At 72.3% G+C, this 26,449-nt stretch carries 27 protein-coding genes and 1 tRNA gene; 8 read left to right on the forward strand and 20 right to left on the reverse strand.

Annotated features, from left to right (window positions below; all coding sequences use genetic code 11):
* Nucleotides 1-85: 85 nt before the first annotated feature.
* Together ACFVTC_RS23650 and ACFVTC_RS23655 are read right to left on the reverse strand one after the other, a co-directional pair.
* Complete coding sequence (locus ACFVTC_RS23650; protein ID WP_390130050.1) at nucleotides 86-2,617, reverse strand: MFS transporter; 2,532 nt, start codon at nucleotides 2,615-2,617, stop codon at nucleotides 86-88.
* A gap of 28 nt (nucleotides 2,618-2,645) precedes the next feature.
* Nucleotides 2,646-3,155: a MarR family winged helix-turn-helix transcriptional regulator gene (locus ACFVTC_RS23655; protein ID WP_390130051.1), complete on the reverse strand. Its 510-nt coding sequence runs from the start codon at nucleotides 3,153-3,155 to the stop codon at nucleotides 2,646-2,648.
* A 226-nt stretch (nucleotides 3,156-3,381) separates the two neighbouring features.
* Between ACFVTC_RS23655 and ACFVTC_RS23660 the strand changes: the two genes are divergently transcribed.
* Nucleotides 3,382-3,582 carry a hypothetical protein gene (locus ACFVTC_RS23660; protein ID WP_153289730.1) on the forward strand — a complete coding sequence of 67 codons (201 nt, stop codon included), beginning with the start codon at nucleotides 3,382-3,384 and terminating at the stop codon, nucleotides 3,580-3,582.
* Nucleotides 3,583-3,607: 25 nt separating this feature from the next.
* On the opposite strand, the gene ACFVTC_RS23665 is transcribed toward ACFVTC_RS23660, so the two are convergent.
* From ACFVTC_RS23665 to ACFVTC_RS23705, 9 genes are all read right to left on the reverse strand, one after another.
* Nucleotides 3,608-4,324, reverse strand: coding sequence for a hypothetical protein (locus tag ACFVTC_RS23665; RefSeq protein WP_390130053.1), 717 nt, complete (start codon nucleotides 4,322-4,324; stop codon nucleotides 3,608-3,610).
* Nucleotides 4,325-4,442: 118 nt separating this feature from the next.
* On the reverse strand, nucleotides 4,443-5,372 hold the full coding sequence (locus ACFVTC_RS23670; RefSeq protein ID WP_390130055.1) for an RNA polymerase sigma factor SigF: 930 nt from the start codon (nucleotides 5,370-5,372) through the stop codon (nucleotides 4,443-4,445).
* A 244-nt stretch (nucleotides 5,373-5,616) separates the two neighbouring features.
* Entirely contained in the window at nucleotides 5,617-6,642 is a 1,026-nt protein-coding gene (locus tag ACFVTC_RS23675; protein WP_390130058.1) for a SigB/SigF/SigG family RNA polymerase sigma factor, read from the reverse strand.
* 172 nt (nucleotides 6,643-6,814) lie between these two features.
* On the reverse strand, nucleotides 6,815-7,108 hold the full coding sequence (locus ACFVTC_RS23680; protein ID WP_390130059.1) for a Dabb family protein: 294 nt from the start codon (nucleotides 7,106-7,108) through the stop codon (nucleotides 6,815-6,817).
* A gap of 34 nt (nucleotides 7,109-7,142) precedes the next feature.
* Nucleotides 7,143-7,322, reverse strand: coding sequence for a hypothetical protein (locus ACFVTC_RS23685; RefSeq protein WP_153289734.1), 180 nt, complete (start codon nucleotides 7,320-7,322; stop codon nucleotides 7,143-7,145).
* Nucleotides 7,323-7,670: 348 nt separating this feature from the next.
* Nucleotides 7,671-7,755 (reverse strand) — tRNA-Ser (locus tag ACFVTC_RS23690).
* A 63-nt stretch (nucleotides 7,756-7,818) separates the two neighbouring features.
* Complete coding sequence (gene tadA, locus ACFVTC_RS23695) at nucleotides 7,819-8,250, reverse strand: tRNA adenosine(34) deaminase TadA (protein ID WP_385437706.1); 432 nt, start codon at nucleotides 8,248-8,250, stop codon at nucleotides 7,819-7,821.
* Between the two features lie 82 nt (nucleotides 8,251-8,332).
* Entirely contained in the window at nucleotides 8,333-8,878 is a 546-nt protein-coding gene (locus ACFVTC_RS23700) for a hypothetical protein (protein ID WP_390130172.1), read from the reverse strand.
* Nucleotides 8,879-9,116: 238 nt separating this feature from the next.
* Nucleotides 9,117-9,365 carry a hypothetical protein gene (locus ACFVTC_RS23705; RefSeq protein WP_390130174.1) on the reverse strand — a complete coding sequence of 83 codons (249 nt, stop codon included), beginning with the start codon at nucleotides 9,363-9,365 and terminating at the stop codon, nucleotides 9,117-9,119.
* Nucleotides 9,366-9,497: 132 nt separating this feature from the next.
* Between ACFVTC_RS23705 and upp the strand changes: the two genes are divergently transcribed.
* Complete coding sequence (gene upp / locus ACFVTC_RS23710; protein WP_390130060.1) at nucleotides 9,498-10,133, forward strand: uracil phosphoribosyltransferase; 636 nt, start codon at nucleotides 9,498-9,500, stop codon at nucleotides 10,131-10,133.
* A 286-nt stretch (nucleotides 10,134-10,419) separates the two neighbouring features.
* Here upp and ACFVTC_RS23715 read toward each other — a convergent pair whose 3' ends face one another.
* Together ACFVTC_RS23715 and ACFVTC_RS23720 are read right to left on the reverse strand one after the other, a co-directional pair.
* Nucleotides 10,420-11,085, reverse strand: coding sequence for a LytR C-terminal domain-containing protein (locus tag ACFVTC_RS23715; RefSeq protein ID WP_390130062.1), 666 nt, complete (start codon nucleotides 11,083-11,085; stop codon nucleotides 10,420-10,422).
* A 122-nt stretch (nucleotides 11,086-11,207) separates the two neighbouring features.
* Entirely contained in the window at nucleotides 11,208-11,504 is a 297-nt protein-coding gene (locus ACFVTC_RS23720) for a type II toxin-antitoxin system VapB family antitoxin (protein ID WP_003955420.1), read from the reverse strand.
* Nucleotides 11,505-11,666: 162 nt separating this feature from the next.
* Here ACFVTC_RS23720 and ACFVTC_RS23725 point away from each other — a divergent pair, with 162 nt between their 5' ends.
* Nucleotides 11,667-13,310, forward strand: coding sequence for a helicase HerA-like domain-containing protein (locus ACFVTC_RS23725; protein WP_390130064.1), 1,644 nt, complete (start codon nucleotides 11,667-11,669; stop codon nucleotides 13,308-13,310).
* A gap of 85 nt (nucleotides 13,311-13,395) precedes the next feature.
* Here ACFVTC_RS23725 and ACFVTC_RS23730 read toward each other — a convergent pair whose 3' ends face one another.
* The 4 genes from ACFVTC_RS23730 to ACFVTC_RS23745 form a co-directional block, all read right to left on the reverse strand.
* Nucleotides 13,396-13,575, reverse strand: coding sequence for a hypothetical protein (locus tag ACFVTC_RS23730; RefSeq protein ID WP_390130183.1), 180 nt, complete (start codon nucleotides 13,573-13,575; stop codon nucleotides 13,396-13,398).
* Between the two features lie 51 nt (nucleotides 13,576-13,626).
* Complete coding sequence (locus ACFVTC_RS23735; RefSeq protein WP_390130066.1) at nucleotides 13,627-13,977, reverse strand: hypothetical protein; 351 nt, start codon at nucleotides 13,975-13,977, stop codon at nucleotides 13,627-13,629.
* A gap of 737 nt (nucleotides 13,978-14,714) precedes the next feature.
* Nucleotides 14,715-15,299, reverse strand: a complete 585-nt coding sequence (locus tag ACFVTC_RS23740; RefSeq protein ID WP_390130067.1) for an HhH-GPD-type base excision DNA repair protein — start codon at nucleotides 15,297-15,299, stop codon at nucleotides 14,715-14,717.
* 71 nt (nucleotides 15,300-15,370) lie between these two features.
* Nucleotides 15,371-16,099, reverse strand: a complete 729-nt coding sequence (locus ACFVTC_RS23745; protein ID WP_390130069.1) for a siderophore-interacting protein — start codon at nucleotides 16,097-16,099, stop codon at nucleotides 15,371-15,373.
* Between the two features lie 77 nt (nucleotides 16,100-16,176).
* On the opposite strand from ACFVTC_RS23745, the gene ACFVTC_RS23750 reads away from it, so the two are divergent.
* From ACFVTC_RS23750 to ACFVTC_RS23760, 3 genes are all read left to right on the forward strand, one after another.
* The gene (locus ACFVTC_RS23750; protein ID WP_390130176.1) at nucleotides 16,177-18,504 is read left to right on the forward strand and encodes a penicillin acylase family protein; all 2,328 of its coding nucleotides are present in this window, start codon (nucleotides 16,177-16,179) and stop codon (nucleotides 18,502-18,504) included.
* Nucleotides 18,494-19,162, forward strand: a complete 669-nt coding sequence (locus ACFVTC_RS23755; protein WP_390130071.1) for a GNAT family N-acetyltransferase — start codon at nucleotides 18,494-18,496, stop codon at nucleotides 19,160-19,162. The genes ACFVTC_RS23750 and ACFVTC_RS23755 overlap by 11 nt, the downstream gene beginning before the upstream one ends.
* 80 nt (nucleotides 19,163-19,242) lie before the next feature.
* Nucleotides 19,243-21,189 (forward strand): copper resistance CopC/CopD family protein, encoded by a 1,947-nt coding sequence (locus tag ACFVTC_RS23760; RefSeq protein WP_390130073.1) that lies wholly within the window; start codon nucleotides 19,243-19,245, stop codon nucleotides 21,187-21,189.
* 37 nt (nucleotides 21,190-21,226) lie between these two features.
* Here ACFVTC_RS23760 and ACFVTC_RS23765 read toward each other — a convergent pair whose 3' ends face one another.
* Nucleotides 21,227-22,558: an aminotransferase class I/II-fold pyridoxal phosphate-dependent enzyme gene (locus tag ACFVTC_RS23765; RefSeq protein ID WP_390130075.1), complete on the reverse strand. Its 1,332-nt coding sequence runs from the start codon at nucleotides 22,556-22,558 to the stop codon at nucleotides 21,227-21,229.
* A gap of 111 nt (nucleotides 22,559-22,669) precedes the next feature.
* On the opposite strand from ACFVTC_RS23765, the gene ACFVTC_RS23770 reads away from it, so the two are divergent.
* On the forward strand, nucleotides 22,670-22,888 hold the full coding sequence (locus tag ACFVTC_RS23770) for an acyl carrier protein (RefSeq protein ID WP_168528911.1): 219 nt from the start codon (nucleotides 22,670-22,672) through the stop codon (nucleotides 22,886-22,888).
* A 7-nt stretch (nucleotides 22,889-22,895) separates the two neighbouring features.
* Entirely contained in the window at nucleotides 22,896-24,116 is a 1,221-nt protein-coding gene (locus ACFVTC_RS23775; RefSeq protein WP_390130077.1) for a beta-ketoacyl-[acyl-carrier-protein] synthase family protein, read from the forward strand.
* Here the strand turns inward: ACFVTC_RS23775 and ACFVTC_RS23780 are convergent.
* Both ACFVTC_RS23780 and ACFVTC_RS23785 read right to left on the reverse strand, forming a co-directional pair.
* Nucleotides 24,045-24,965, reverse strand: a complete 921-nt coding sequence (locus tag ACFVTC_RS23780; protein WP_390130079.1) for an SDR family NAD(P)-dependent oxidoreductase — start codon at nucleotides 24,963-24,965, stop codon at nucleotides 24,045-24,047. The two genes, ACFVTC_RS23775 and ACFVTC_RS23780, sit on opposite strands and share 72 nt — an antisense overlap.
* A complete protein-coding gene (locus ACFVTC_RS23785; protein ID WP_390130081.1) occupies nucleotides 24,962-26,416 on the reverse strand; it encodes a wax ester/triacylglycerol synthase domain-containing protein in 1,455 nt (484 codons plus the stop codon). The genes ACFVTC_RS23780 and ACFVTC_RS23785 overlap by 4 nt, the downstream gene beginning before the upstream one ends.
* Nucleotides 26,417-26,449: the final 33 nt, after the last annotated feature.

The raw sequence follows: 26,449 nt of genomic DNA on the forward strand, positions 1-26,449 counted from the left end.
TTCTCCTGCCTGTCTTGCACATGAACCGGCCCGTGGGAGCACGGCCTCCGCTCGGAGCGCGCGTCCCACGGGCCGGGGTTTCCTGTTACTCGCCGGGGTGGGCGAGTTCGATGTCGTGGTCGTCGACACCGCGCCCGCCGACGGTCAGCGCGGTGGCCACCGGCGGGTAGCCCGTCGCGATGACCGTGTACTCGCCGCCGTCCAGGTCGGCGAAGGCGTACGCGCCGTCCGTGCCGGTGCGCGCCGTACCGATCACGTTGCCGGCCGCGTCGACCAGCGTGACCCGCGCGTCCGGCAGCGGGCCGCCGGGCGCCCTCACGACACCCTGGAGCTCGGCGCCCGCGCGGAGTTCGACCTCGACCCGGGTGACCCCGGCGCCGCCGACCTCGACGGGCAGCGCCTGCGGACGGTGACCCGCCGTGTTCACGGCGACGGTCACCGGTCCGGGCACCAGCTCGGCGAAGGCGAACTCGCCCTGCTCACCGGTGGTCCCGGTGGCCAGCACGTCGCCGCGCACATCGGTCACGATGACCATGGCGTCCTTGACCGGGGTCCCGGTGCCGGCGGCCCGCACGAGCCCGCTCAGCCCGCTCGTGCCGCTCAGCAGGATGTCGTACTCCACCGGCTCGCCGTTCACGACGATCGTCGAGGCCTGCGGCTGGAAGCCGTCGGCGGAGGCGATCAGGACGTACGAACCCGTGCCGGGCGCGTCCACCGCGTAGGAGCCGTCGGCCTGTGCGACCGACCGGCCCAGCTGCCGTCCCGCGAGCGAGATCAGCGTGACCGCGGCCCGCGGCACCGGCGCGCTCTCGGCGCCGCGGACGTGACCGCGGACCGGGATCCCGCCGGCGGGCGCCGGGGCGTTCTCCCTCGTCGCCGTGGCGACGGCGGCGAGTCGCTGGGTGCCCTCCGGCGCGGACTCGGTGTCCGTCGAGGTGTTCGTCAGGGCGCTCGTCGCGGGGACGGCCCGGCCCGGGGCCTCCTCCTCGGCGGCGACGGCGGGAACCCCCGCGTCGGCCTGCGCGGCCTGGGCCGCCTGTGCCAGCGCGCCCGAGGTCCGCAGCGGGACCTCCTTGATGAACAGCATGACGAAGAAGGCGAGCAGCGCCAGCGCGGAGGCGATCATGAAGACGTCCGCGATGCCGTGGCCGTACGCGCTCTCCAGGAGGGTGCGCAGCGGGGCGGGCAGGGCATCCATGTCCGGGATGGTGCCGGTGCCGGAAGAGGCCGCCGCGGCCGCGTACTTGGGGTCGAGGCCGGCGAGGCCGTCCTTGACGTAGTCGGTGATCCGGGTGGACATGATCGCGCCCAGCGCGGAGACGCCGATCGCGCCGCCGAGGGAACGGAAGAACGTCACCGTGGAGCTGGCGGAGCCGAGGTCGGACGGTGCCACCTGGTTCTGCGTGGACAGCACCAGGTTCTGCATCGTCATGCCGATGCCGAGGCCCAGCAGTGCCATGAAGATCGCGACGTGCCAGTAGGTCGTGTCGTAGCGGATGGTGCCCAGCAGGCCCAGGCCCGCGGTGATCAGGGCGCCGCCGCTGACCAGCCAGTACTTCCACCGGCCGGTCTTGGTGATGACCTGGCCGGAGACCGTGGAGGCGACGAACAGGCCGCCGATCATCGGGATGGTCATGACGCCCGACATCGTCGGGGACTTGTCACGGGCCAGCTGGAAGTACTGGCTGAAGAAGACCGTGCCGGTGAACATCGCGACGCCCACGAAGAGCGAGGCGAGGGAGGAGAGGGTGATGGTGCGGTTGCGGAACAGCCGCAGCGGGATGATCGGCTCGCTCGCCTTGGACTCGACGAGCACGAAGACCGCGCCGAGCAGGACCGCGCCGCCGATCATGGCGGCGGTCTGCCACGACATCCAGTCGTACTTGTCACCGGCGAAGGTGACCCAGACCAGCAGCAGCGAGACCGCGGCCGAGATGAAGAACGCGCCGCCCCAGTCCACCTTCACTTCCCGCTTCACGACGGGCAGGTGCAGGGTCTTCTGCAGCACGATGAGCGCGATGACCGCGAAGGGCACACCGACGTAGAAGCACCAGCGCCAGCCGAGCCACGAGGTGTCGGTGATGACGCCGCCGAGCAGCGGACCGCCGACGGTTGCGACGGCGAAGGTCGCGCCGAGGTAGCCGGAGTAGCGGCCGCGCTCGCGCGGGGAGATCATCGCCGCCATGACGATCTGGGCGAGGGCGGACAGACCGCCGACGCCGACGCCCTGGACCACACGGCAGGCGATCAGCATGCCGGCGTTCTGCGACAGACCCGCGGCGGCGGACCCGAGGACGTAGATGACCAGCGCTATCTGTACGAGCGCCTTCTTGCTGTACAGGTCGGAGAGCTTGCCCCACAGGGGCGTGGCCGCGGTCATGGAGAGCAGCGCGGCGGTGACGACCCAGGTGTAGGCGGACTGGCCGCCGCCCAGGTCGCCGACGATCTCGGGCAGGGCGTTGGTGACGATCGTCGACGACAGGATCGCGACGAACATGCCCAGGAGCAGCCCGGAGAGCGCCTCCATGATCTGCCGGTGTGTCATCGGAGCGCCGTCGGAGGACCCACCTCCGTGCTTGGCGTGAGCCCGCACACCGGCTGGTGTGGTCGTTGCCATGGGCTTCCTTCTCTAGTGCTGCGTGTGCTTACGCGGGTGTACGGGTGGTGGTCGGTTCTGTTGCGTGAACTGCCTGTGCTTCGGGGGGACCGGGCGGCCGCTGGGTGGCGCGGCAGTCGCCGAAGCTCTCGCGCAGCCGGCCCATCAGGTGGCTGAGCAGCCCGACCTCCTGGTCGGACCAGTCGCTGAGCCGGTCGGCGAAGAGCTGCGAGGAGCGCTGGGAGAGCTCGTCGAGCCGCGCGAGCCCGGCGCCGGTGAGACGCAGGATGCGCGAGCGCTTGTCGGCCGGGTCGGGGAGGCGTTCGATCCAGCCCCGGTCGGCGACGTGCGCGACATGGCGGCTGGTCACGGACATGTCCACGGCGAGCAGCTCGGCGAGCCTGCTCATCCGCATGTCGCCGTGGCGGCCCAGCAGCGTCAGCACGGCGGCGGAACCCGCCGGGCAGTCGTGCGGCAGGATCCGCGCCAGCTCCCTCTTCACGGCGCCGATGGCACTGAGCTGACGAGCCAACTCCTCGTACTGCGCCCGCTCGGCCATCGCCCCTCCGTTATTCGTTGCTTGGGGCAACCATAAATCCAGTTGGTTGCTGCAGGCAAACGAAGTGGTCCCCGCTGGGATAAAAACATGGCAAAGGCACGTATTGGCGAAAGTAAACTTGCTGGTGAGGGCGGTGCCAGACTGAGAGTCGGCTGTGAGGCCCGGTCGCGTACCGGAGGGGCCCCGCACTTGGGCGGGCCGCGGCTATTCGCTAGGGTCCTGGGCCATGGCAAACACCCAGGGCCCCGAGGGCAACTACGACCCCGCGGGTAGCACCCAGATGTTCCGCGCTTTCGTCGACGAGGGCCCCCAGGCCCGTCAGCAGCAGCAGGTGGCCGCCCCGGCGGGTCCCCGCATCGGCCTCATCATCGGCATCGTCGTCGCCGTGGCGGTCGTGGCCGCCGTGGCATGGCTCGCTCTGTCGTGAGCACGCCCCGCCGGTAGCGGCGGGGTCACTTCCACTGGACGGACACGTCCCGCGTCTCGATGTGCATGCCCCACGGCACACGCCACGCGTCGACGCACACCGTCCAGGACTTCCTGGTGCCCGCTCCCGGGGCGATCGGCGCGGGAAGGTCCCGGGTCGACCCGATGGTGGCCCAGTCGATCCCGAGCGCCCCGATGATGTGCGTCCCGAGGGTCACCGTGCCCGAACGCACCGCGGTGCCGCCGGTGTTGCGGAAGGAGAGGGTCACCTTCTCGCACCAGCGCTGACCGGTGGCCTCCCGCTCGGGCGCGTCCACCTCGACGGCGGCGGGCGCCGGCGTGGACGGTGCCGAGCGTGTCGGCGGGGCGGGCGTCGGCGTGCTGCCGGCACTCGCCCCTGCGTGCCCCGGACCGCCCCCCGCGGAGGGAGGTGCCGGAGGTCCGCCGTCCCCGGCGCCACCGCCCGGGTCCTTTCCCGCGAGGCCCGAGGACGGTGCCGGCGAACCCGGACCCCCGGCGGCCGGGGCAGTCGGGTCGCCGGCCGCCCCGGTGCCGTCGCGGGGGCCCTTCCCGGGGTGCGGAGCGCCCTCCCCGGCCAGTGGGGCCAGGGAGACGTCCCCGGTGGGGGCCACGGCTCTCCCGGACGCCCCGGGCACTCCCGCCGCGACACGGCCGCCGCCCCCGCCGCTCCCGCAGGCGGTCAGCACGGCGCCCAGACACACCAAAGCCGTCGAGGCGCCCACCAGGGCGCCTCGACGGCCAGGATTACAAGTCGCTCGACCCGCTCGACGCATCGCGCCAGTGTGACTGACGGTGCGTCAATTATGAAGGCTCGGGAGGTCGTTCTCCCGTGCCGGCGCCTCAGTCGGAGATGAGTCCTTCGCGCAGCTGGGCGAGGGTCCGGGTGAGCAGCCGGGAGACGTGCATCTGGGAGATGCCGACCTCCTCGCCGATCTGCGACTGGGTCATGTTCGCGAAGAAGCGCAGCATGATGATGCGGCGCTCGCGGGGCGGGAGCTTGGCGAGCAGCGGCTTCAGCGACTCGCGGTACTCGACGCCCTCCAGGGCCGTGTCCTCGTAGCCGAGGCGGTCCGCGAGGGAGCCCTCGCCGCCGTCGTCCTCGGGGGCCGGCGAGTCCAGCGAGGACGCCGTGTACGCGTTGCCCACGGCCAGGCCGTCGACCACGTCCTCCTCGGACACGCCCAGTACGGAGGCGAGTTCGGCGACCGTCGGGGAGCGGTCGAGCTTCTGGGAGAGCTCGTCGCTGGCCTTGGTGAGGGCGAGCCGCAGCTCCTGGAGGCGGCGCGGCACCCGGACCGACCACGACGTGTCGCGGAAGAAGCGCTTGATCTCGCCCACGACGGTGGGCATCGCGAACGTCGGGAACTCCACCCCGCGTTCGCAGTCGAAGCGGTCGATCGCCTTGATCAGGCCGATGGTGCCGACCTGGACGATGTCCTCCATCGGCTCGTTGCGGGAGCGGAAGCGGGCCGCCGCGTACCGGACGAGCGGGAGGTTCAGCTCGATGAGTGTGTCCCGTACGTAGCCGCGCTCCGGGCTGTTCTCACCGAGTGCGGCGAGCCGCAGGAACAGGGAGCGGGACAGGGTGCGGGTGTCGATGGCTTCCGAGGTCGGAGCGGCCTGGGCGGCCGGAGCGGCCGGGACGGCGTCCGGGGCCGGAAGGGCCGATACGTCGACCATGTCGACGACGTCGACTGCGTGAAGCGCGTCGGGCTCCGAGTCGCTCTTCGTGAGCGTGAGCACCTTCGAGCTGCCCTGGTCTGCGGACATGCCACCCCCTTTGGGTCGCGGACGGTCGCGGCGGACGCTCCCGTCGGAGGAACGCAGCCTCCACCTGAATACCGGTCGGGAGGCCGCGGCAAACGCGCTTCCGGCAGAATGTCACATGTCGGCAACACGCTGTAGTGACATGTCGACATGGAGAGGGTGAATAGGCCCTGGAAAAAGGGGGTCTGACGGCTTTTCACGGCTGAACTGACGGAAAAAGAACCTCTGAGCGATTCGCTCTTTCCGGTTACGCCTCGATCCTGTTTGCGGATCGAAGTCGTGCGAAGCTGCGGGCGAGGAGTCTTGACACATGCATCTGGGAAACACCCAGCTCGGCGCTGATCTGTGACTGCGTCAGGTTGCTGTAGTAGCGCAGCAGAAGGATCCGCTGTTCGCGTTCGGGCAGTTGCACGAGCAGGTGGCGTACGAGGTCGCGGTGTTCCACCCCGTCGAGCGCGGGGTCCTCGTAGCCGAGCCGGTCGAGCAGTCCCGGCAGTCCGTCGCCCTCCTGGGCCGCCTCCAGGGAGGTCGCGTGGTACGAGCGCCCGGCCTCGATGCAGGACAGCACCTCCTCCTCGGTGATGCGCAGCCGCTCGGCGATCTCGGCGGTCGTGGGCGTGCGCCCGAAGGCCGTCGTCAGGTCCTCGGTGGCGCTGTTCACCTGCACCCACAGCTCGTGCAGCCGACGGGGCACGTGGACGGTGCGGACGTTGTCGCGGAAGTACCGCTTGATCTCGCCGACGACCGTCGGCATCGCGAAGGTCGGGAACTGCACACCCCGCTCCGGGTCGAAGCGGTCGATCGCGTTGATCAGGCCGATGGTCCCGACCTGGACCACGTCCTCCATGGGTTCGTTGCGGCTGCGGAAGCGGGCGGCGGCGTAACGGACGAGCGGGAGGTTCGCCTCGATGAGTGCCCCGCGTACGCGGTCGTGCTCCGCGGTGCCCGGCTCCAGCGTCTTGAGGCGGCCGAAGAGCACCTGGGTGAGGGCCCGCGTGTCGGCACCGCGGCGGCGCTCGGGGGCGGCTGCCGGGAACGGCGTCTGCTCCTCCTCAGGGGCGCGCTCCTGCTCCGGGGGCCGGTCCTGGGGTGGTGACGGCTGTTCCAGGACCTGGGCCCGCTCCTGGGGAGGTGCCGGCTGTTCCTGGAGGGGGGCCCGCTCCTGGGGAGCCGCCTGTTCGTGGAGCGGAGCCCGCTCCACGGGCGCCGTCGGTTCCTGGGGCGGTGCTTGAGGCGCAGTACTGGCCGGCACGGTCAACTCCACCTCTATCATCCGTCAGATCCGTCAACTCATCCGTCAAAAGCGGTCATAGCATCACAAGACATGTGCACTGTGTGCAAGCACCGCATAAAGCCGTGTTGAGCGGGAATTGTGGAGAGTTGGGGGCCCGTGACGCGGAGAAGCCCCCCGCCGGTCGCCGGCGAGGGGCTCCGGGGCGCGTGGCTCAGAACGGGTAGTCGGCGATCACCCAGGTCGCGAACTCGCGCCACAGCGCGACGCCGGCCTGATGCGCCGGATGCTCCAAGTACCGCTGCAGGGCGTCCGCGTCGTCGACCGCGGAGTTGATCGCGAAGTCGTACGCGATGGGCCGGTCGGTGATGTTCCAGTCGCATTCCCAGAACCGCAGATCGGGGATCAGGCCGCCGAGCGCGCGGAAGGCGGCCACACCCTCGACGACCCGCGGGTCGTCGCGCTCGACGCCCTCGTTGAGCTTGAAGAGGACCAGATGGCGGATCACGGACACTCCCTGGTGGTGCGGCGCGGGTCTCCGCTCAGTTCTTCGCTCCGTCGGCGATCCACGTCATGAAGTCGCCGACGGACCGAGCGGCGGTCGAAATGCCCTCAAACCCTATCTGGACGTAGTCGGCCGCCTTCGCCGGATCCGTGATGATCACGTACAGCGCGAAGACCACGAGCACATAGACGGCGATCTTCTTCGAATTCACCGCCATCGCGGCCTCCCCTGTGACTGCTGCGCCCGGTGGGCCCCCTGTTGCCGGCGGTGAGTGTAACCTTCACGCCCTTTTTATGGACCAACGGCCTGCTGACCGGGGCCTTTTGCCGGTCCCGCACACGGCCGCCCAGGCGCACGATGGAGCCGAGCCCGGCGGTCGGGAGCCCGCAGGGCCGGGGACGGACCTCACTGCGGGGTCCACGCCACGGGATTCCTCCGAACCCGCGGCGCGGGCTTGAGGCCCGCCCCCGCCGGGGCGGCGGCGTGTCCCGCACGTCGCTTCCCCCGGCCCCCAGTGGCGGGACACGCACAAAGGGCCCCGTCTTTCGACGGGGCCCTCATCAAGCGGTAGCGGAGGGATTTGAACCCTCGGTGACTTGCGCCACACTCGCTTTCGAGGCGAGCTCCTTCGGCCGCTCGGACACGCTACCGAGAGAGACCCTACCCCAAGGTGGGCCGTGGTCCGAAATCCGTTTCCCGCACCCCCCGGGGGGTCAGCGGGAGCGGAAGAATCCGGTGAGGAGACGGCCGCACTCCTCGTCGAGCACACCGCCGATCACCTCGGGCCGGTGGTTGAGCCGGCGGTCGCGTACGAGGTCCCAGACGGAGCCGACCGCGCCCGCCTTCTCGTCCCGGGCACCGAAGACCACCCGGTCCACCCGGGACTGCACCAGCGCCCCCGCGCACATCGCGCAGGGCTCCAGAGTGACGACGAGCGTGCAGCCGGACAGCCGCCACTCGCCGAGCCGCTGGGCGGCCCCGCGGATCGCGAGCACCTCGGCGTGCGCCGTCGGATCACCGGTCGCCTCACGCTCGTTGTGTCCGGCGGCGAGCACCGTCGTACCGTCCGTGGACAGCACGACGGCGCCGACGGGGACGTCCCCGCCCTGGACGGCCCGGTCGGCCTCGTCCAGGGCGAGCCGCATCGCGGCCCGCCAGCGGTCGCGTACCGGATCTTGTGGAAAGGTCTCTGTCGTGCCGCTCACCCGGGAAACCTAACCCGGGGAACTAGCGGACGGTCTCCAGGACCTCCGCCGCCCCCAGGGCGTCGGCGATCGTGCTGAGCGCGTCGCCTTCGTCCAGGGCGAGCAGTTCCTTCTCGCTCACCCCGAGGTCGGCGAGGATCTCGCGGTCCCCGACGGGGCTGTGCGAGACGGCCTCGCCGGCCACGGTCTCGTCCTCGTCGTCGTCGTCGGAGTCGTGTGCGTCGTCGGGCTCACCGTCCTCGGTGCCGTCCAGGTCGAGGGAGTCCAGGTCGGCGTCGTCGTCGCCCGGATCCCGTCCTAGTAGTTCGTCCGTGAGCAGGATCTCGCCGTACGAGCTGCGGGCGGCGGCTGCGGCGTCCGATACGTAGATACGAGGGTCCTCCTCGCCGTCCACGCGGACGACGCCGAACCACGCGTCCTCCTGCTCGATGAGTACGAGCACCGTGTCCTCCTCCGAGGCTTCACGGGCCAGGTCGGTCAGATCCGACAGGGTCTCCACATCGTCGAGCTCTGTGTCGCTCGCTTCCCACCCGTCTTCGGTGCGCGCGAGCAGTGCGGCGAAGTACACCGTGACTCTCCCACTGGTCATAGGCGTGCCGGTTGGGGGTCCCCCCGGCGGAGGTTGATGGGCGGGGAGTGCTGCTCCGAGACCCCACCCACTCGGAATCGTGGCAGAAACAGAGCGCTCAGGGGATGTCTTCGGCCTGCTGTGTCTGCCTCTTTTGATCGCTACCAGCGGATCGTACGCGGCCCTTGGCGTCGCGCGTGCATGTCTACGCCCTCACGGCGTGGGCGATCCCCGCGAGCTACCAGCGGAAGGTGCGCATGCGCATGGCGTGGCGCAGGCGGGCGACCTTGGCGCGGCGTGGCTGGACGCGGTCGCGCAGTTCGCGCGCCTCGGTGAGTTCACGGAGGAACTGGGCCCGGCGCCGCCTGCGCTGGGCGTCCGTCTCCTGCTCCGGCCGCTGGACGGGCCGCTCCGGCCACCGCGCCGGCGGCTCGGGCCGCTCGGTCCGATCGGATCGCGCCGGGCGTTTCGGCTGCTTCGGCTGCATGGACTGCTCCGGGGACTTCTCTTCCCGGTCCGGCATACGCACACCACCCCAGGTTCGTCCTTCCCGCCTTCCCTCGGACGGCCGGTTTGATGCCAGCGCGAGCGACACGGGGGCCCGGCTACTGTTGTCGGCATGCGTCTCCACGTCGTCGACCACCCCCTGGTCGCCCATAAGCTCACCACCCTGCGCGACCGGCGCACCGACTCCGCGACCTTCCGGCGGCTCGCCGACGAGCTGGTCACCCTGCTCGCCTACGAGGCCACCAGGGACGTGCGCACCGAGCGGGTCGACATCGTGACCCCGGTGGCCTCCACGACGGGCGTCAAGCTGTCCTATCCGCGCCCGCTGGTCGTGCCGATCCTGCGCGCGGGTCTCGGCATGCTCGACGGCATGGTGCGGCTGCTGCCGACCGCCGAGGTGGGCTTCCTGGGCATGGTGCGCGACGAGGAGACCCTCCAGGCGTCCACGTACGCGACCCGGATGCCGGACGACCTCTCCGGGCGCCAGGTCTACGTCCTGGACCCGATGCTGGCCACCGGCGGCACGCTCGTCGCGGCGATCCAGGAACTGATCAAGCGCGGCGCCGACGACGTCACCGCCGTCGTGCTGCTCGCCGCCCCTGAGGGCGTCGAGGTAATGGAGCGCGAGCTCGCGGGGACGCCCGTCACCGTCGTCACGGCGTCGGTCGACGAACGTCTGAACGAGAGCGGCTACATCGTGCCCGGCCTGGGCGACGCCGGCGACCGGATGTACGGGGCCGCCGAGTAGGACCTGCCGGTCGGCCGGTCGGCCGGTCCGCCGCAGGCGCGGTCTGCCGCGTCCGCCGGACCGCTCGCCGCCCCGCGCGGGTGCGACGGTGCCCGCCCCAGGACGCTGCCTCGGCCCGGTACCGACGGCAGGGCAAGGCCCCGGGGACGGCCTGAGTCCGCGCACCCACCGGCCCGAGAAGTCGTCGAAGGTCCCGCGTCCGGCGCGGGACCTTCGGTTCGTGCGGGGTGCTCGGTGTGTTCGGGTGTGCGGTTCCGTCGGCGGCGCGTGTCGCGCCGTCCGGCGGTCAGCAGTTCTTCGGCTCGGTGGAGGAGTCCGGTTTCGGCTCGGCCAGCACGGCCAGCGCCTTGTCGGCGTCCTCCTTCTTCGTGAGCGACGTGAAGCCGGTGCCGATGATGAGGTCGACCCGGTCCGCCTGCGTCCGGCCGTCGGCCTTCAGCTGGGCGCCGGAGAGCTGGGTGCCCAGGACCGGCAGCGCGGCCTTGACGGCCGCCGTGGAGCCGAGGAGCAGCCCGGGGCCGGCGACCTTCTTGTCGTACGCCTTCGGCGCGTTGCCCACGTCACCGATGCGGAATCCGCGCTTCTTCAGCTCGTCGGCGGTGTCCTTGGCGAGCCCGCTGCGGGGCGTGGCGTTCAGGACGTTGACCGTGATCTTGCCGGGCTGGGGCAGGGCGCCGACGGCGGTGGACACCGCGGCCGTGGACGCCTTGGCCGACGGACCGGGACCGGTCGCGCAGTGCGCCTTGGTGCCGGCCGCCGTCGCCTTGTCACCGCCGCCCGTGAAGACGTCGATGAGCTGCAGGGTTCCCCACCCGATCAGCCCGAGCGCGGTGACGCAGACGACGACCAGGAACACGAGCCTGCGGCGCCCTCGGGGCCGGCGCATCCGTGGGTACTTGTCCCCCGTGATCCGGTACTGGCCGCCCATGCCAGGGGGAGTGAGCATGCTCATGGGCGCAGCGTAGTGTGCCGCGGCGGCGATGCCTACTAAATGATCATTGACCCGCACCCAGTCCAACCCAAAAGGGTCAACCTTCCCCCGCTCGAGCGGGCGGGACCCCGGTCCGGAGGGTGCTAGCCCAGCTCGAGGACGCGGGCGTGGAGCACCTGGCGCTGCTGCAGCGCGGCGCGGACGGCGCGGTGCAGACCGTCCTCGAGGTACAGATCGCCCTGCCACTTCACGACGTGCGCGAAGAGGTCGCCGTAGAAGGTGGAGTCCTCCGCGAGGAGGGTCTCCAGATCCAGCTGGCCCTTGGTCGTCACGAGCTGATCGAGGCGGACCGGGCGCGGTGCGACGTCCGCCCACTGCCGGGTGCTTTCCCGGCCGTGGTCGGGGTATGGCCGGCCGTTGCCGATGCGCTTGAAGATCACACGGAAAGCCTACCGGCCCAGACCTTCCGGGCGCAGCCATGGCGACGGAGTGCGACGCTGGAAAAGACGTTGTAAATCCGGGCGAACCGGTAACTCTCCCTGTCCGCCCGGAACCTGCCGGGCACACCCGGACCGGCGAGCAACGGGGAACAGGGGCCTGACATGAGTGACAGTGACACCGGGTCGGGGACGCCTCCGACAGCCGCACCTGAACGGGTGAGCGGCGAAGCGGCCACCGGGCCGGAAGCGGTGAGCGGGGGAGCCGCGCTGCCCGCCGAGGCCCTGAGGATCGCCGCCGGATACGCCTTCGCCGGACCCGCTCTCGACCTGGGCGCCCTGCTGTGGGACGGGCGGTGTCTGCCGGACGCGCAGATCCGTATCCCGCTGCCCATGCTCAACCGGCACGGACTGGTCGCGGGTGCCACCGGTACCGGCAAGACCAAGACGCTGCAGCTGATCGCCGAACAGCTGTCCGCCCAGGGCGTGCCCGTGTTCCTGGCCGACGTCAAGGGCGACATGTCCGGGATCTCGGAGCCCGGCGCGGAGCGGGAGAAGGTGCGGGCGCGGGCCGAGGAGGTCCAGCAGACGTGGACGCCGGCCGGCTGCCCGGCCGAGTTCCTGGCGCTGGGGGGTCTGGGTCACGGCATCCCCGTACGGGCCACGGTCACCAGCTTCGGCCCGGTACTGCTGTCGAAGGTGCTCCGGCTCAACCAGACCCAGGAGCAGTCCCTCGGCCTGATCTTCCACTACGCCGACCAGAAGGGCCTCGAACTGGTCGACCTCAAGGACCTGCGCGCGGTCGTCGCGTTCCTGAGCTCGGACGAGGGCAAACAGGAGCTGAAGGGGATCGGCGGGCTCTCGTCGGCGACGGCCGGGGTGATCCTGCGCTCCCTCACCGCGTTCGAGGCGCAGGGCATGAGCCCGTTCTTCGGGGAACCGGAGTTCGACACCGGCGAGCTGCTGCGGACGGCGCCGGACGGGCGCGGCCTGGTCTCCGTCCTCGAACTCCCCGAGGTCCAGGACAGACCGCAGCTCTTCTCGACCTTCCTGATGTGGATGCTCGCGGACCTCTTCCACGACCTCCCGGAGGTCGGCGACGCCGACAGGCCGAAGCTGGTCTTCTTCTTCGACGAGGCCCATCTGCTCTTCACCGGCGCGTCGAAGGCCTTCCTGGAGTCCATCACGCAGACGGTCCGTCTCATTCGCTCGAAAGGGGTCGGCGTCTTCTTCGTGACCCAGACCCCGAAGGACGTGCCGGCCGATGTCCTCGCGCAGCTCGGCAACCGTGTCCAGCACGCGCTGCGCGCCTTCACACCGGACGACCAGAAGGCGCTGAAGGCGACGGTGAGGACCTTCCCGGACTCCGGGTACGACCTGGAGGAGGTCCTCACCGCGCTCGGCATCGGTGAGGCCGTGGTGACCGTGCTGAGCGAGAAGGGCGCGCCGACACCGGTCGCGGTGACCCGGCTGCGGGCGCCGGGGTCCCTGATGGGTCCGGTCGACGCGGACGCGCTGGACCGGGCGGTGCGGGCGTCCTCGCTGTACGGGCGGTACGCGCAGGCGGTCGATCGCGAGTCCGCGTACGAGAGGCTCACCGCTCAGGAGGCGGCGCGCGCGAGGGCTGCCGGGGAAGCCGAGCCCTCGCCGGGGAGGACGCCCGCGAAGGGCCGTCCCGAGGAGGAGACGTCGGTCGTCCAGCAGGTCTTCGCCAGCGGTGTGTTCAAGTCCCTGGCGCGGTCGGTGGGGACGCAGATCGGGCGGGAGATCACCCGCTCACTCTTCGGGACGGCCCGCCGCAGACGGTAGGACGTGTCCGCCCCTTCGCGCCGTCCGCCGCGCGTCCCGAGGCGGCCGTCCCGGTGCGGGACGGCCGCCTCGTCCCCGTGGGCGCCTAGCCGCGCTCGCGCCTCCTCGGTGCGACCGCCGGGGATGTCAGGGCCGAGGAGGACGCGGTGTCCCGGCCCTCGTCCGGTCCGGGCGGCCGGACGGCGTCCGGGTTCGGCTTGGGCGCGTTGCGTGCGCCTTCCGCGCGCAGCAGGGCGCGCAGGACCGCGTACGGGTCGTTGGGCATGACTGTGTCCTTGCGTTCGCTGGTACCTGGTCCGGTGATCGACCGGATCCGTCAGCAGCGCAGGACCACCGAGCGCGGGGTGTCCGGGGCGGGGGAGGGCGAGGTCGCCGCGGCGTGGAGCCGGGACGCGGGGTCCGGGTGTCCGGGGGCGCTGTGGGGCGCGGGGCGGGGGTGGGCGACGTGGCCGTGTGCGGGGCGGCCGGGCGGTCGGAGTGCTGTGTCGAGTACGTCGTGTTCGGCGCCGTGGCTCGGGGCGTCGGCGACCGTCGTGGGGGCCGCGGCGGCGAGTGCCTCGGCCTGCGCGCCCGCGGCGAGGAGCGCGACGACGAGCAGGGCCAGTACCCGCATCCACGCGTGCCGGCTCCGCGGGTGCGGGGCGGGGTGCGGTGGGGCGGGACTCATGTCAGGTCATGTCCCCTCAGCGGGAGGGTGTTCATCGGGGGGCGGGGAGATCCGCCCTCATGGCGTACGGATGGGGCGTGTGGTTGACGGTGGGGGCGGTGTGGGGTGCCGCGGCCGTGTTTCATGCTTCGGCTGTAGGGGCCACCCCGCCAGCCGGGTGGCCCACCCGGCGGACCCCGTTCCCGGGGCTCCGCCCCGGCCCCCGCCAAGGGGCTGCGCCCCCTGGACCCCCGCATCGCCCGAAGGGCTCGTCCTCAAACGCCGGACGGGCTGGAGATGGGGGCCTGCGCTGGAGGGTCGGGGACGGGCTGGATATGCGGGCCCGCGCTGGAAGGTTGGGGAGGGGCTGGATATGCGGGCCCGCGCCGGAGGGTCGGGGACGGGCTGGAGATGCGGGCCGTGCCGGAGGGTTGCGGACGGGCTGGAGAGGGGGGCCCGCGCTGGAGGGTTGCGGACGGGCCGGAGGGTTGCGGACGGGGTGGAGGCGCGGGCCCGCGCCGGAGGGGTGCGGAGGGGCTGGAGATGCGGGCCGTGCCGGAGGGTCGGGGACGGGCTGGAGGGGTGCGGGCCCGCGCCGGAGGGGTGCGGGCTTGCGTCGGTCGGCTCTGGGTGGTTCCGGGCGGGGGCATGTCCTTCAGCCCGTCCGGCGTTTGAGGACGAGGCCGTTCAGGCCGAAAGCGGGGGTCCGGGGGCGGCAGCCCCCGGGGAGGCGGCGCGGGCCGACCGCGGCGTACCGGTCACCTGCCGGAGGCCTTGGCGGCGGCCTTGAGTTCCTGTTTGTGGGCCCGGACCTTCGCCAGGGACTCGGGGCCGGTGATGTCGGCGACCGAGCGGAACGCCTTCGGTTCGCCGTAGGCGCCCGCCGCCTCGCGCCAGCCCTTGGGGCGCACCCCGAACTGCTTGCCGAGGAGGGCGAGGAAGATCTGGGCCTTCTGGGCGCCGAAACCGGGCAGCTCGTCGAGGCGCCGGAGGAGCTCCGCGCCCGTGCCGGTGTCCTTCCAGACGGCGGCGGCGTCTCCGCTGTAGTGCTCCACGAGGTACTGGCACAGCTGCTGGATCCGCTTGGCCATCGAGCCGGGGTAACGGTGCACGGCCGGTTTCGCGGAGAGCAGCGCGGTGAACTTCTCCGGGTCGTACGCCGCGATCTCGTGCGCGTCCAGGTCGTCCGTGCCGAGGCGCTCGGCGATCGTGCGGGGTCCCTTGAACGCCCATTCCATCGGTACCTGCTGGTCGAGCAGCATCCCGACCAGGGCGGCGAGCGGGCTGCGGCCGAGCAGTTCGTCGGCGTCGGGATCCTGGGCGATGTGAAGGCTGATGTCCATGCGTAGATGATCCGGCGCGGACGGCCCCGCCGCCTCTTCGCACGGGGCACGGTCGTCGTGGGGGACACCGGTCAGGTCGTACGCCAGTAGCCCATGGCGTTGACCCGCTGCTTCGGGAGGGCGAGCTCCTTACGGACGTACGTCGTCAGGGAGCGGGTCGTGGCGGTGTCGCAGGCGATCCAGACGTAAGGGTCCGACTCGCCCTCCAGCAGGCCGGGGAGGTCCGCCTTGACCTCGGTGACGAGGTGGGCGCCCTGGTCGCGGCGGGGCACCGGGCGCACGCTGTGGCGGGCGGAAGCGGTGCGGAAGGGGAGTCCGTCCACGCCGTGTTCCGTCTCGAACCAGATCGTCGCCGGAGCCTGCCCCATCGCGTCCAGGAGGGAGTTGAGGGCGGGGAGCGAGGCCGGGTCGGCGACGGCGAAGACATGGGAGGGGGCCGGGTCCGGATCGGTGAACGCGGTGCCGTGGACCGTGGCCTCGATGGTGTCCCCGGGACCGGCCGCCCGTGCCCACTCCGAGGCGCGGCCCTCGTGCAGCGCGAACTCCAGGCCGAAGGTGCCGGCCGCCGGATCGGGGTCGACCAGCGTGTACGCCCGCTGATGCGGCTTGCCCGCGTTGTCGAACCACAGCCGGACCCACAGCGTGGGGTGCACCCCGGTCGCCGCGAGCATGCCGCCGTCGGTGAACCGCAGCCGCCGGTAGTGCGGGGTCACGTCCTCGGCCCGGGTCACGGTGAACGTGAAGTCCTTGCCGCGCAGCAGCTTGAGTACCGCGCCCTCCCAGCCGTGCCCCTGACCCATCCTGTCTCCACCCCTCGCGTACGATTTCGCCCCAACTGAAGTTAGGTTAGCCTAACCTGAGGAAAGTGGGGATGGCCGTGACCGCCGAGCTCTACCGTGACCCCTGGGGGATCCCCCATCTGCGCGCCGGGAGCGCACTGGAACTCGCCCGCGCCCAGGGCCGTACCACCGCCGTCGACCGCGCGTGGCAGCTGGAGGTCGAACGGCACCGCTCGCAGGGCACTTCCGCCGCGTTCCTCGGCGCAGGGGAGGCCGCCTGGGACGTGTTCGCCCGCCGGGCCCGGCTCGACGACACCGCGAGACGTTGCTTCGCCGCCCTGGAGGGCAAGGACCCGGAGACCGCCGAGTGGGTCGTCTCGTACGTCGACGGAGTCAACGACGGGCTCGCCGAAGGCGCCCGCCGCACACCGGAGTTCGCCCGGTCCGGACTCGTGCCGGGCCGTTGGGAGCCCTGGACCCCGCTCGGAGTCTGGCTGACCACCCACATCCTGTTCGCCGGTTTCCCCGCGAAACTCTGGCGCGAGGAGGTCGTCCGGCGGCTGGGCGCCGACGCCGTGGGGCTCTTCGCCACCGACGGACCGGGCACCTCCGGCAGCAACGGCTGGCTCGTCACCGGCGAACGGACCGTCACCGGCCGGCCGGTCATCGCGGGCGACCCCCACCGCTTCATCGAGGACCCCGGCGTCTACCAGCAGATCCACCTCGCCTGCCACGAGTTCGACGTCGTCGGCCTCGCCGTCCCCGGCGTCCCGGGCATCGCCCACTTCGCCCACACCGGCACCGTCGCCTGGGCCATCACCAACGCGATGGCCGACTACCAGGACCTGTACCGGGAGCGGCTGCGCCGGACCGGGGAGGGAGGGGAGTCCCTGGAGGCACTGGACCCGGACGGTCGGTGGCGCGCGGCGACCCGGCACGTGGAGACGGTCGAGGTCGCGGGCGGCACCCCGGTCGAGGTCGAGGTGATCGAGACCGCGCGGGGACCGGTCGTCATAGGAGGCAGCGACACGGACCACGGCACGGCCGAAGGGCGCGACGCGGGAGCCGGGGAGGGCGAAGAGGACCCGGACGGCCGCGGCGCGGTCGGCCCCATCAGCCTCCGCTACCCGCCCCGCGTCACCGGCGACCTCGGCTTCAGCGCCCTGCTCCCGCTGCTGCGCGCCCGCGAAGTCGCGGACGTGGAACGGGCGTTCGACCTCTGGGCCGAGCCCGTCAACGTCGTCCAGGCCGCCGACACCGCGGGCGGGGTGCTGCACCGGGTCGCGGGCCGGGTCCCGGTCCGCGGCGAGGACAACCGCACCCGGATCGTCGCCGCCTGGGAGCCCGGACACGAGTGGCGGGGCTGGCACGAGATGCCGTACGGAACCGTCGAGGACGGCATCGCCGTGATGGCCAACCAGCGCGGCCCCGCGACCCCGCTCGGCGTCGAGTTCGCCCCGCCGCACCGCGCCGCGCGCATCCGCGACCTGCTCGTCTCCAGGACGGCCTGGCCGGCCGCGGACATGGCGGCCGTCCACATGGACACCCATCTCGCCTCGGCCGCACCCCTGTTGGACCACCTCGCCACCCTGGACGGACTGACTCCGCGGGCGGCGGCCCTGCGTGACCGGCTGCTGCTCTGGGACCGCCGCATGGAGGCCGACAGCACGGAGGCGGCTGCCTACGCGGCGGTCCGCGGCGGAGTCGCACGACGCCTCGCCGCCCACCCCGTCTTCGCCGCACTGGCCGACCCGCCCGAGTACCCCGAGGTCCTCCGTCCCTGGCTCGCCCTCCTCCCCCGCATCGGCCTCGCCCTCGAAAACCTGCTCAGGGCCGAGGAGTTGTACGGCATCGACCGCACCGGGCTCGTGCGCGCGGCCGTCGAGGAGGCGGCCGCGCGGCCGCCCGGCGTCTGGGGCGACGGCCACCGCCTCGCGCCCTGGCGGGCGCTGGCCGGCGACGCGTACGACGAACCGGGGCTCGCCGGCGACCACGACTGCGTGCTGTGCACCTCGGCCGTCCCCGGCCTCACCGACCTGAGCGCGCGCGGTCCGGCCGCCCGCTACGTCTGGGACCTCGCCGATCGCGACAACAGCCTCTGGGTGGTGCCGTTCGGCGCCTCCGGGGTTCCCGGCTCGGCCCATCACCGCGACCAACTCCCCCTGTGGCTCGAGGGACGGCTGGTCCCCGTCCGCACCGACTGGAACCGGCTGACCGAGGAGCCGGAAGCGGCCACGCACGACACCGCGGATTCCGTCCGGGACAGCCCGGAATCCGTCCGGGACACCCCGGACATCCGGAACAACCGAAACAAGCGGAACAACCGGGAAAGCCGGAACAACCGGAACGACCGGAACAACCGAAACAACTGGAAAGACCGGAACGACCGGGATGACCGGAACAAGGAGGAGAACCATGACCACTGAGCCGTACGCCCCCGACCGTGAGGCCGTCCACGAACAGGAGATCGCCGGCTTCGGCACCGTCCGGGTCCTGCCCGTCGACCCTGGCGCCGATCTGGACGTCATCCACCGATGGGTGACACAGGAGCGCGCCGGCTTCTGGGGCATGACCGGGTTCACCAGGGAACAGGTCCTGGAGACCTACCTCCATCTCGACTCGCTCGACACCCACCACGCCTTCCTCGTGGTCAAGGACGGCGAGCCCGCCGCGCTCTTCCAGACGTACGAACCCGAGGCCGACCGGGTCAGCGAGTGCTACGCGGCCGAGCCCGGCGACATCGGGGTCCATCTGCTGATCGGCCCCGCGGGAGCCGAGGGCCCCCGGCCCGGCTGGTCCTCGAAGCTGCTGACCGCGTTCACCACCTACGTGCTGATCGGCCTCGACCGGCGACGGGTGGTGGTCGAACCCGACGCACGCAACGCGAAGGCGCTCTCCCGCCTGGTCCGGCAGGGCTTCGAACCGGGCCCGGAGATCGTGCTTCCCGAAATCGACCTTCCCGGGGTCTACTTGCCCGAGAAGCGCGCCCGACTCGCCTTCCTGAGCCGGGAGGCGGTGTTCGGGACCGGTGCGCCCGGCACCCCGGGCGCCCCGGCCGCACCGCGCGCTTCACCGGTGGAGTGAGCACGGCGCCGGATTCGTCCGTACGTATCCGTGACTCTGGAAACGCGGAGACTCTGGAAACACGGAGACGGAGACGGCGTGTGAGCGGACGAAGCCAGCGGGAGCGGCGGCGCGTGGCCCGGGGCCTGGCCCTGCTGGGCACGGTGCTGGTGCTGGTCCTCTTCGGCGGTGTGGGCGGCGCGTCCGCCCACGCGGCACTGACCGGCGCCGATCCCCAGGACGGCAGCGTGCTGAAGACGGCTCCCCGCCAGGTGACCCTGACGTTCACCGAGTCGATCGGGCTCCTCGACGACTCCTTCCGTGTGCTCGACCCGGGCAACCGGCGTGTTCACACCGGCGAGCCGGGGCACGCGGACGGACGGTCCGACACCGCCAGCGTGACCCTGCCCAAGGGCCTCGGCACCGGCACCTTCACCGTGGCCTGGCGGGTCGTCTCGGCGGACAGCCACCCGGTCTCCGGCGCCTTCACCTTCTCCATCGGCAAGCCCTCCGCGTCCGTCGCGCCGGTCCCGGTCGACCCCGCCGGGGACACCGTCTCCGCCACGCTCTACGACATCGCGCGCTACGTCGCGTACGGCGGTCTCGCCCTGCTCATCGGGACCGCCGCCTTCGTCCTGGTCTGCGGATTCCCGGGCCCGGTACGGCGACTGCTCCTCGCGGGCTGGTGGACGCTGTTCCTGTCGACCTTCGCACTGCTCCTGTTGCGGGGACCCTACGAACGCGGCAGCGGCCCCGCGGACGCCCTCGACCCGTCCGTCCTGAACGAGACACTGGCCGGCCGGCCGGGCCTCACCCTGCTGGCCCGGCTGGTGCTGCTGGCGGCGGTGGCCTTCTACCCGGTGCGCGCGGACCGGCGGGAGCGCGCCGTCCTCGCGCTCGGCGCGCTGCTCACCGTCTCCCTCGCCGTCACCTGGGCCGCCGCCGAGCACGCGTCCGCCGGTATCCAGGTACCCGTCGCGATGGCGTCCTCCGTCCTGCACCTGCTGTCCATGGCGGTGTGGCTGGGCGGACTGACGGCGCTGCTGACCGCGCTGTACCGGTCGGCCGAACCGCTCCCCGCGGCCACCGTCAACCGTTTCTCCCGGCTCGCCCTCGCCTCCGTCGCCGTCCTGGTCGTCACCGGCGTCTACCAGTCCTGGCGCGGCCTCGGCTCCTGGGACGCCCTCACCTCGACCGCGTACGGACGCCTCCTCCTCGCCAAGCTGATCGCGGTGCTGTGCCTGCTCGCGGGGGCGGCGTACTCGCGACGCTGGGCGGGGCGGCTGATGGTGGCGGCGCAGGAGCGCGCCGCGGTGGCGGTGGCGGAGCGCGTGCCGCAGCCCGTCGCGGCGGCGGCGGTCGTGGGCGGGACACCGGCCGTCGTGGACAGGAGCGGGGCCGTCTCCGGGGTCGTGTCCGGTGCTTCGACGACGGGTGACCCGTCTGCCGATGACGCCGATGACGCCGATTCGGCCGGTGCGTCCGCGTCGGCCTCCGACATCTCCGGCGGCGGTTCGGGCCCGGACGCGGACCCGCCTCCTTCCGACGAGACCGCCCGCTACCGGCGGGCCCTGCGGGGCTCGGTGCTGGCCGAGGTCACCGTCGGCATCGTCGTCCTGGTGATCACCACCCTGCTCACCGGGACCCAGCCGGGCCGTGCGGCCACCGAGGCCGCCGCGGCCTCCGCGTCCGCGGCCGCGGGGCAGCAGGCGGGGTCCACGACGATCATCCCGTTCGACGTGGGCACACCGGGCGGTCACGGCAAGGTACAGGTCGAACTGACGCCGGGCCGGGTGGGCGAGAACTCCGTGCAGGCCGTGATCTTCGGCCCCGACGGAGGGATCGCGACCGTGCCCGAACTACGCCTCACCTTCACCCTGGAGTCCCAGCGGATCGGCCCGATCGACGCGGAGCTGGCGAACCGGGGCGGCTACTGGGGGGCCGACGGCGTCACCCTCCCGGTGGCCGGCACCTGGACGATGAAGGCGACGGTCCGCACCACCGACATCGACCAGGTCACGGTCTCGAAGACCGTGAGGATCGGCTGATCCGCGGCACCGGGAGCAGCACGGGACACGGTCCCGGTCAGGTACGGCCCCGGCCCTGAGCGGTGGCCCGCCGCCTTCCCGCACCGCTGGACCCGCCGTCGTGCGCGGCGGTCAGGGGGCCGCGCGGGCGGGCGATCCGTACCGGGGTGTGCACGGCCGGCGCGGAGCCGGGGATGACCCCCTCGGCGCGGCCCACGTGCTCGAACGCGGCCAGGACCCGATCCAGTTGGGCATCGGTGTGGGCGGCGGTGAGAGTGACGCGCAGCACCTCGCGGCCGGTCCTGACGACCGGGTGGACCATGGGCGCGGCGAACACTCCCGCCTCGAACAGCTCCCGCCACACGCGCATGCACCGCTCGCGTCCCGTGACCAGCACCGGCACCACCGGCGTGACGGACGCCCCGGTGTCGAAGCCGAGCGCGCGCAGGCCGTTGTGCAGCCGCTCGGCGAGATCCAGGACCCGTACGCGCCGTTCGGGTTCGGCGCGCAGGATCCGCAGCGCGGCCAGCGCGGCGGCGACGTTGGCCGGTGAGGCGGCCGCGGTGAACAGCGACGTCCGCGCGTGGAACCGCAGATAGCGGATCACTTCGGCGGGACCGGCGATCACCCCGCCCACCGAGGCCAGGCTCTTGGACAGGGCGCTGGTGACGAGGTCGGGACGCAGTCCGAAGTGCTCGCCGGCGCCCGCTCCGGTCGGGCCGAGCACTCCGAGGTCGTGCGAACTGTCGACGACGACCCGCGCCCCGTGCGCGCCCGCCAGCTCCATGAGGCCGGGAAGGTCGCAGACGTCCCCGTCCACCGAGAAGACCCCGTCCGTGAGGATCAGCTTTCCGCCGGTACGGGTCCCGTCGCCTCCGATTCCGTTTCCGTCGGCGCCGCGGAGCAATTCCTCGAGGTGATCAAGGTTGCCGTGCAGGAATTTACGTTCCTTCGCCCTGCCGAGACGGACGGCCTCTTCCAGTGAAACATGATTGGAAAAGTCGCTGAATACCATGTCCCCGTCACCGAGGAGCGGGGCGAGCATCAAATTCGCCTGATATCCGGAGGGAAGAACGGCGGCCGCCTCGTGGCCCAGGAACGCAGCCAGCCCGTTCTCCAGCTCCTCGTGCAGTTCCAGCGAGCCGCTCACCGCCCGGGACCCTCCCAGCGAGGTGCCGAAGCGCCGTACCGCGGCGACGGCGGCCTCACGCACCCGTGGTTCCGCGGAGAGGCCCAGGTAGTCGTGGGAGGCGGCGACCACCACCCGACGGCCCTCGAAATCGGCCTCCGTGCCGTCGAACGTATCGCCGATCGCCCGGAAGTAGCAGTCCCGTCCCGTCGCCCGCAGATGCTCCGCGGTCCACGGCCGGCACTTTTCCAGAATATCCATGCCCGCGTTCGCCCATCGCTCGCCTGTCGCATTAATTCTCTCGGAGAATTCGGTTCCCTTGGAGATGGTACTTTGAGGTGTCTGCCCTGCTATCCATGCGACGGAGAAAAAGTGTCATACGAAGAACTCAAAAACGTTCTTGTTTCTCTTGGGCTTTCCGAGGATGACATCAGCCCGGACGCCACGCGCGAGGAAGCGGGCCTGGACTCCATCGCCGTCGTCGAACTGGCCCTGGTCCTGCGCCGCGAGAAAGGGGTGGCGGTGACGGAGGAGGAGATCGGCGCCACCCTCACCGTCGCGGACGTGGCCGCCCTCGTCGGAGCCAGGTGACCTCCGTATGACCGGCCGACAGGACGTCTGCGTCACGGGCCTCGGACTGGTGACCCCGGCCGGTGACGGCTGGGCCCCCGGCTGGGAGCGCGTCTGCAAGGGGCTGCCCACCGCTGTACTGGCGTGGGAGCAGGAGACGGTTCCGGCGCACCTGGCCTGCCGGGTGGGCGGCTTCGACCCGGCCCGGCTCGGCGGGGCGCGGGCGCGCAGACCCGACCGCAGTGCGCAACTGGCGCTGCTCGCCGCGCGGGAGGCGCTGGCCGACGCGCGCCTGGACCCGGCACGGTGGGACGGCGCGCGCGTCGCGGTGATCGTGGGTTCCGGCACCGGCGGTGCCCAGACCCTGGAATCCGAGCACCGCGCGCTGCTGACGGCCGGCCCGCAGGACATGTCGCCGTACGCGGTGCCCGCCGCGCTGGGCAACTCCCTGGCCGCCCAGCTGACCATCGAGTTCGGTGTCTCGGGCGCCAGTTGCACGGTCAACACCGCCTGCGCGTCGGGCGCGACCGCCCTGGGCATGGCACGGGACCTGCTGGCCCTGGACCGGTGCGACATCGCGCTGGCCGGTGGCGCGGACGCCGCCATCACACCGTTCTACGTCGCCGGGTTCGACCGGATCGGCGCGCTGTCCCACCGCTTCGACGACCCCACCGGAGCGCCGCGCGCCTTCGACCGGCGTCGGGACGGCTTCGTCATCGGCGAGGGGGCCGGGATGCTGGTCCTGGAGCGCGGTGCCGACGCCCGTGCCCGTGGCGCCCGCACCCGCGCACGGATCAGTGGCTTCGGAGCCTCCTCGGACGCGCACCATGTGGTGCGCCCCCACCCGGACGGCACCGGGCTCGGCACGGCCGTCCGCGAGGCGCTCGCGCAGGCCGGCGCGAGCGCGCGCGACGTGACCCACGTCAACGCCCACGGCACCGGGACCCCGGCCGGCGACCGGGCGGAGGCCGCGGTGCTGGCCGGGCTCTTCCCGCACCGCCCGCCGGTGACGTCCACCAAGCCGGTGACCGGGCACCTGCTGGGAGCGGCGGGCGCGGTGGAGGCGGCGTTCACCGTCCTCGCCGTCGAGCAGGGGCTCGTTCCGCCCACCGCCAACCTCGAGGAAACCGATCCGGCGATCGACCTCGACATCCCGGCCGAGAGCCGCCGGGGCAAGCTAGGGCTGGCGCTCTCGCTGTCCATGGGCTTCGGCGGGCAGAACGCCGTCCTGGCCGTCACTCCCGACTGACTCCCGCCCGCCGGTCCCCGGCACCCCGGCTCCGTACGGCGGCCGTGGCGCCTCGTACGAGGTGAGGGTGAAGTCGTCGGCGAGGAAGGGCAGGGCGGCGACCCGGTGCGGGAGATGGCGCAGCAGCCCGGCCAGCAGTTTGTAGCGGACGCTCGGTACGCAGACGACGGGCGGGCGGCGCCGGAGGATGGCCCGCACCGCCCGCTCGGCGACGTACGGCGACGCGAGGGTGAGCGACGGAGGGGACGGCGGGATGCCGGCCCGCTCGTGGAACTCCGAGACGGTGTGCCCCAGTACGAGGGCGGTCAGCGCGACGGGTGAGGTGCGGACACGGCGCGTGTGGGCCAGCGACTCGGTCAGCGCCAGGGCGTACGCCTTCGAGGCGCCGTACGAAGTGCCCTGCCAGACCGGCGCGGTGGCGGCCACCGAGGAGACGTTCAGGATGCGCCCGCGGCCCCGGCGGAGCATTCCGGGCAGCGCCGCGTGGACGAGCCGGGAGGGAGCGACGACGTTGAGGGCGAGCATCCGCCGCTCCTCCTCCCACGCCGTGCGCTCGAAGGACAGACCGAGTCCGGCACCGGCGTTGTTGACGAGGATGTCGGCGTCGCACGCGCGCGCGGCGGCCGAATCCATGCCGGCCTCGGTGCTCAGGTCGGCGGCCAGCGGGCGGGCGCTGATCCCGTACTCGGCTTCCAGGGCGGCCGCGAGCCGGTCCAGCGGCTCGGCGCTACGGGCCACCAGGACGAGGTGGTGGCCGCGGGCGGCGAGGGCGCGGGCGATGTCGGCGCCGATGCCGTAACTGGCTCCCGTGATCAGGGCGGTGGACCCTTCCGGGCCGGTCGTGCTCATGAGTTCTCCCCGGAACGGGACGCGTGCGAATCTCTGGTGCTGGCGGTGCTGACGGTGCTGGCGGTGCTGGCAGGGCTGGCGGTGCTGGCGGTGCTGACGGTGCTGGCGGTGCTGGCAGGGCTGGCGGTGCTGGCAGGGCTGGCGGGGCTGAGGGGGGTGATGCCGCGCCACAGCCGCTCGACGGCATCGGCCCACAGGGCGGCGAGATCACCGACGTCGTCCAGCGCCCGGTCGACGGTGAAGCTCACCCGCACCTGTCCCTGGTAGGAGAGGAACGACACCGCGAAGAGGTGGTCGCCGTGCAGGAACAACGTGGGCACGACCCGCTCGACCGGATCGGCCCCGACCGCCAGCCGGCGGGGAACACGCAGCAGTCCGGAGGTGTCCACCGCGCTGCTCGCCGCGCAGGACTGCCGGACGAAGCGGTAGACCAGCCACTCCGGAAGGCACTCCAGCTGCGCCCGCAGCACCCGGCGCATCCCCTCGGTCCTGACCCGGCGGGTCGCGCGGGCGACGGCCGCCACCCGCCCGGCCGGGGACTTCGTCCAGTAGGACAGCGGGACGCGCACGGCCGAGACCCTGTTGCCCACCGCGAACCGCTCCTCCGGAAGACGGAGACTGACCGGCAGTCCCACGTGCAGCTCCCGCCCGCGTCCGGGGCGGGCCCGCCACTCCGCGGGCACCCAGTCCCGTACCGCCTCCGCCAGCGCGGCCAGGCAGACGTCGTTGGGCGTGGCCCCGAGGGCCTTCGCGACATCCCGGGGCCAGGCCACCGGCACGGCCGCCGACAGCAGCCGCGTCCGGCCGGTGAGGGGGCGGTGCGGTGTCCAGGTCAGGGTGGACCGCAGGCCGCGTACGGTGTCGGCCGCGTTCTGCGCGAGTGCCCGCGCCGGGATGTTCCGCACCCACGTGAGCGGATCCCGGTCCCCGCCGGTGTCACGGGCGCCGGGTGCTTCCTCCGCGGCCTGCCGGGGAGGAACGGCGGGACCCACCCCGAACAGCGCCGTGAGGGCGTCCAGCACCGCCTGCCCGTCCTGGGCGGCGTGGTGGGCGCGGTAGAACAGCGCGTACCTGTCGGGGGAGTAGCCGTGGATGAGCCAGACCCCCCAGCGTGGCGCGCCGGCGCCGATCGGTTCGCCGAGCAGCGCGTCCACGGCCCGGTCGAGCGAGGCCCGGCCGTCCTGCACGGGGATCTCGTGCACATGGCGGCGCGGGTCGAAGGCGGGATCGAGCTCCCAGACCGTCCGGCGGCCCTGCCGGGTCACCGTGCAGGCGAGGCTCGGCATGCGGGCCACACGGTCGGCGATCTGCTCGCGCACCGGACCCGGACCCGGGCAGGAGCCGGTCACCTCCAGGACCGCTCCGACATAGGGCCGGAACCGGGGCTCGTCCCGCTCGTAGGCGAGGAAGCAGCCGTCGACCGCGTTGGGGTTCGGAACCGTCGTGGTCACGGGTGCACCGCCGGACGCGGCCTGGTCATCGTC

This window comes from Streptomyces sp. NPDC057950 (assembly GCF_042887295.1).
Lineage (GTDB): Bacteria > Actinomycetota > Actinomycetes > Streptomycetales > Streptomycetaceae > Streptomyces > Streptomyces kaempferi.

What these genes read in the sequence shown, in the direction of transcription:
- ACFVTC_RS23650 (WP_390130050.1), bottom strand. Translation starts at nt 2,617, where the DNA reads ATGGCAACGACCACACCAGCCGGTGTGCGGGCTCACGCCAAGCACGGA.
- ACFVTC_RS23655 (WP_390130051.1), bottom strand. Translation starts at nt 3,155, where the DNA reads ATGGCCGAGCGGGCGCAGTACGAGGAGTTGGCTCGTCAGCTCAGTGCC.
- ACFVTC_RS23660 (WP_153289730.1), top strand. Translation starts at nt 3,382, where the DNA reads ATGGCAAACACCCAGGGCCCCGAGGGCAACTACGACCCCGCGGGTAGC.
- ACFVTC_RS23670 (WP_390130055.1), bottom strand. Translation starts at nt 5,372, where the DNA reads ATGTCCGCAGACCAGGGCAGCTCGAAGGTGCTCACGCTCACGAAGAGC.
- ACFVTC_RS23675 (WP_390130058.1), bottom strand. Translation starts at nt 6,642, where the DNA reads ATGATAGAGGTGGAGTTGACCGTGCCGGCCAGTACTGCGCCTCAAGCA.
- ACFVTC_RS23685 (WP_153289734.1), bottom strand. Translation starts at nt 7,322, where the DNA reads ATGGCGGTGAATTCGAAGAAGATCGCCGTCTATGTGCTCGTGGTCTTC.
- tadA (WP_385437706.1), bottom strand. Translation starts at nt 8,250, where the DNA reads ATGCGGCTCGCCCTGGACGAGGCCGACCGGGCCGTCCAGGGCGGGGAC.
- ACFVTC_RS23705 (WP_390130174.1), bottom strand. Translation starts at nt 9,365, where the DNA reads ATGCAGCCGAAGCAGCCGAAACGCCCGGCGCGATCCGATCGGACCGAG.
- upp (WP_390130060.1), top strand. Translation starts at nt 9,498, where the DNA reads ATGCGTCTCCACGTCGTCGACCACCCCCTGGTCGCCCATAAGCTCACC.
- ACFVTC_RS23715 (WP_390130062.1), bottom strand. Translation starts at nt 11,085, where the DNA reads ATGAGCATGCTCACTCCCCCTGGCATGGGCGGCCAGTACCGGATCACG.
- ACFVTC_RS23725 (WP_390130064.1), top strand. Translation starts at nt 11,667, where the DNA reads ATGAGTGACAGTGACACCGGGTCGGGGACGCCTCCGACAGCCGCACCT.
- ACFVTC_RS23730 (WP_390130183.1), bottom strand. Translation starts at nt 13,575, where the DNA reads ATGCCCAACGACCCGTACGCGGTCCTGCGCGCCCTGCTGCGCGCGGAA.
- ACFVTC_RS23735 (WP_390130066.1), bottom strand. Translation starts at nt 13,977, where the DNA reads ATGAGTCCCGCCCCACCGCACCCCGCCCCGCACCCGCGGAGCCGGCAC.
- ACFVTC_RS23740 (WP_390130067.1), bottom strand. Translation starts at nt 15,299, where the DNA reads ATGGACATCAGCCTTCACATCGCCCAGGATCCCGACGCCGACGAACTG.
- ACFVTC_RS23745 (WP_390130069.1), bottom strand. Translation starts at nt 16,099, where the DNA reads ATGGGTCAGGGGCACGGCTGGGAGGGCGCGGTACTCAAGCTGCTGCGC.
- ACFVTC_RS23755 (WP_390130071.1), top strand. Translation starts at nt 18,494, where the DNA reads ATGACCACTGAGCCGTACGCCCCCGACCGTGAGGCCGTCCACGAACAG.
- ACFVTC_RS23765 (WP_390130075.1), bottom strand. Translation starts at nt 22,558, where the DNA reads ATGGATATTCTGGAAAAGTGCCGGCCGTGGACCGCGGAGCATCTGCGG.
- ACFVTC_RS23775 (WP_390130077.1), top strand. Translation starts at nt 22,896, where the DNA reads ATGACCGGCCGACAGGACGTCTGCGTCACGGGCCTCGGACTGGTGACC.
- ACFVTC_RS23780 (WP_390130079.1), bottom strand. Translation starts at nt 24,965, where the DNA reads ATGAGCACGACCGGCCCGGAAGGGTCCACCGCCCTGATCACGGGAGCC.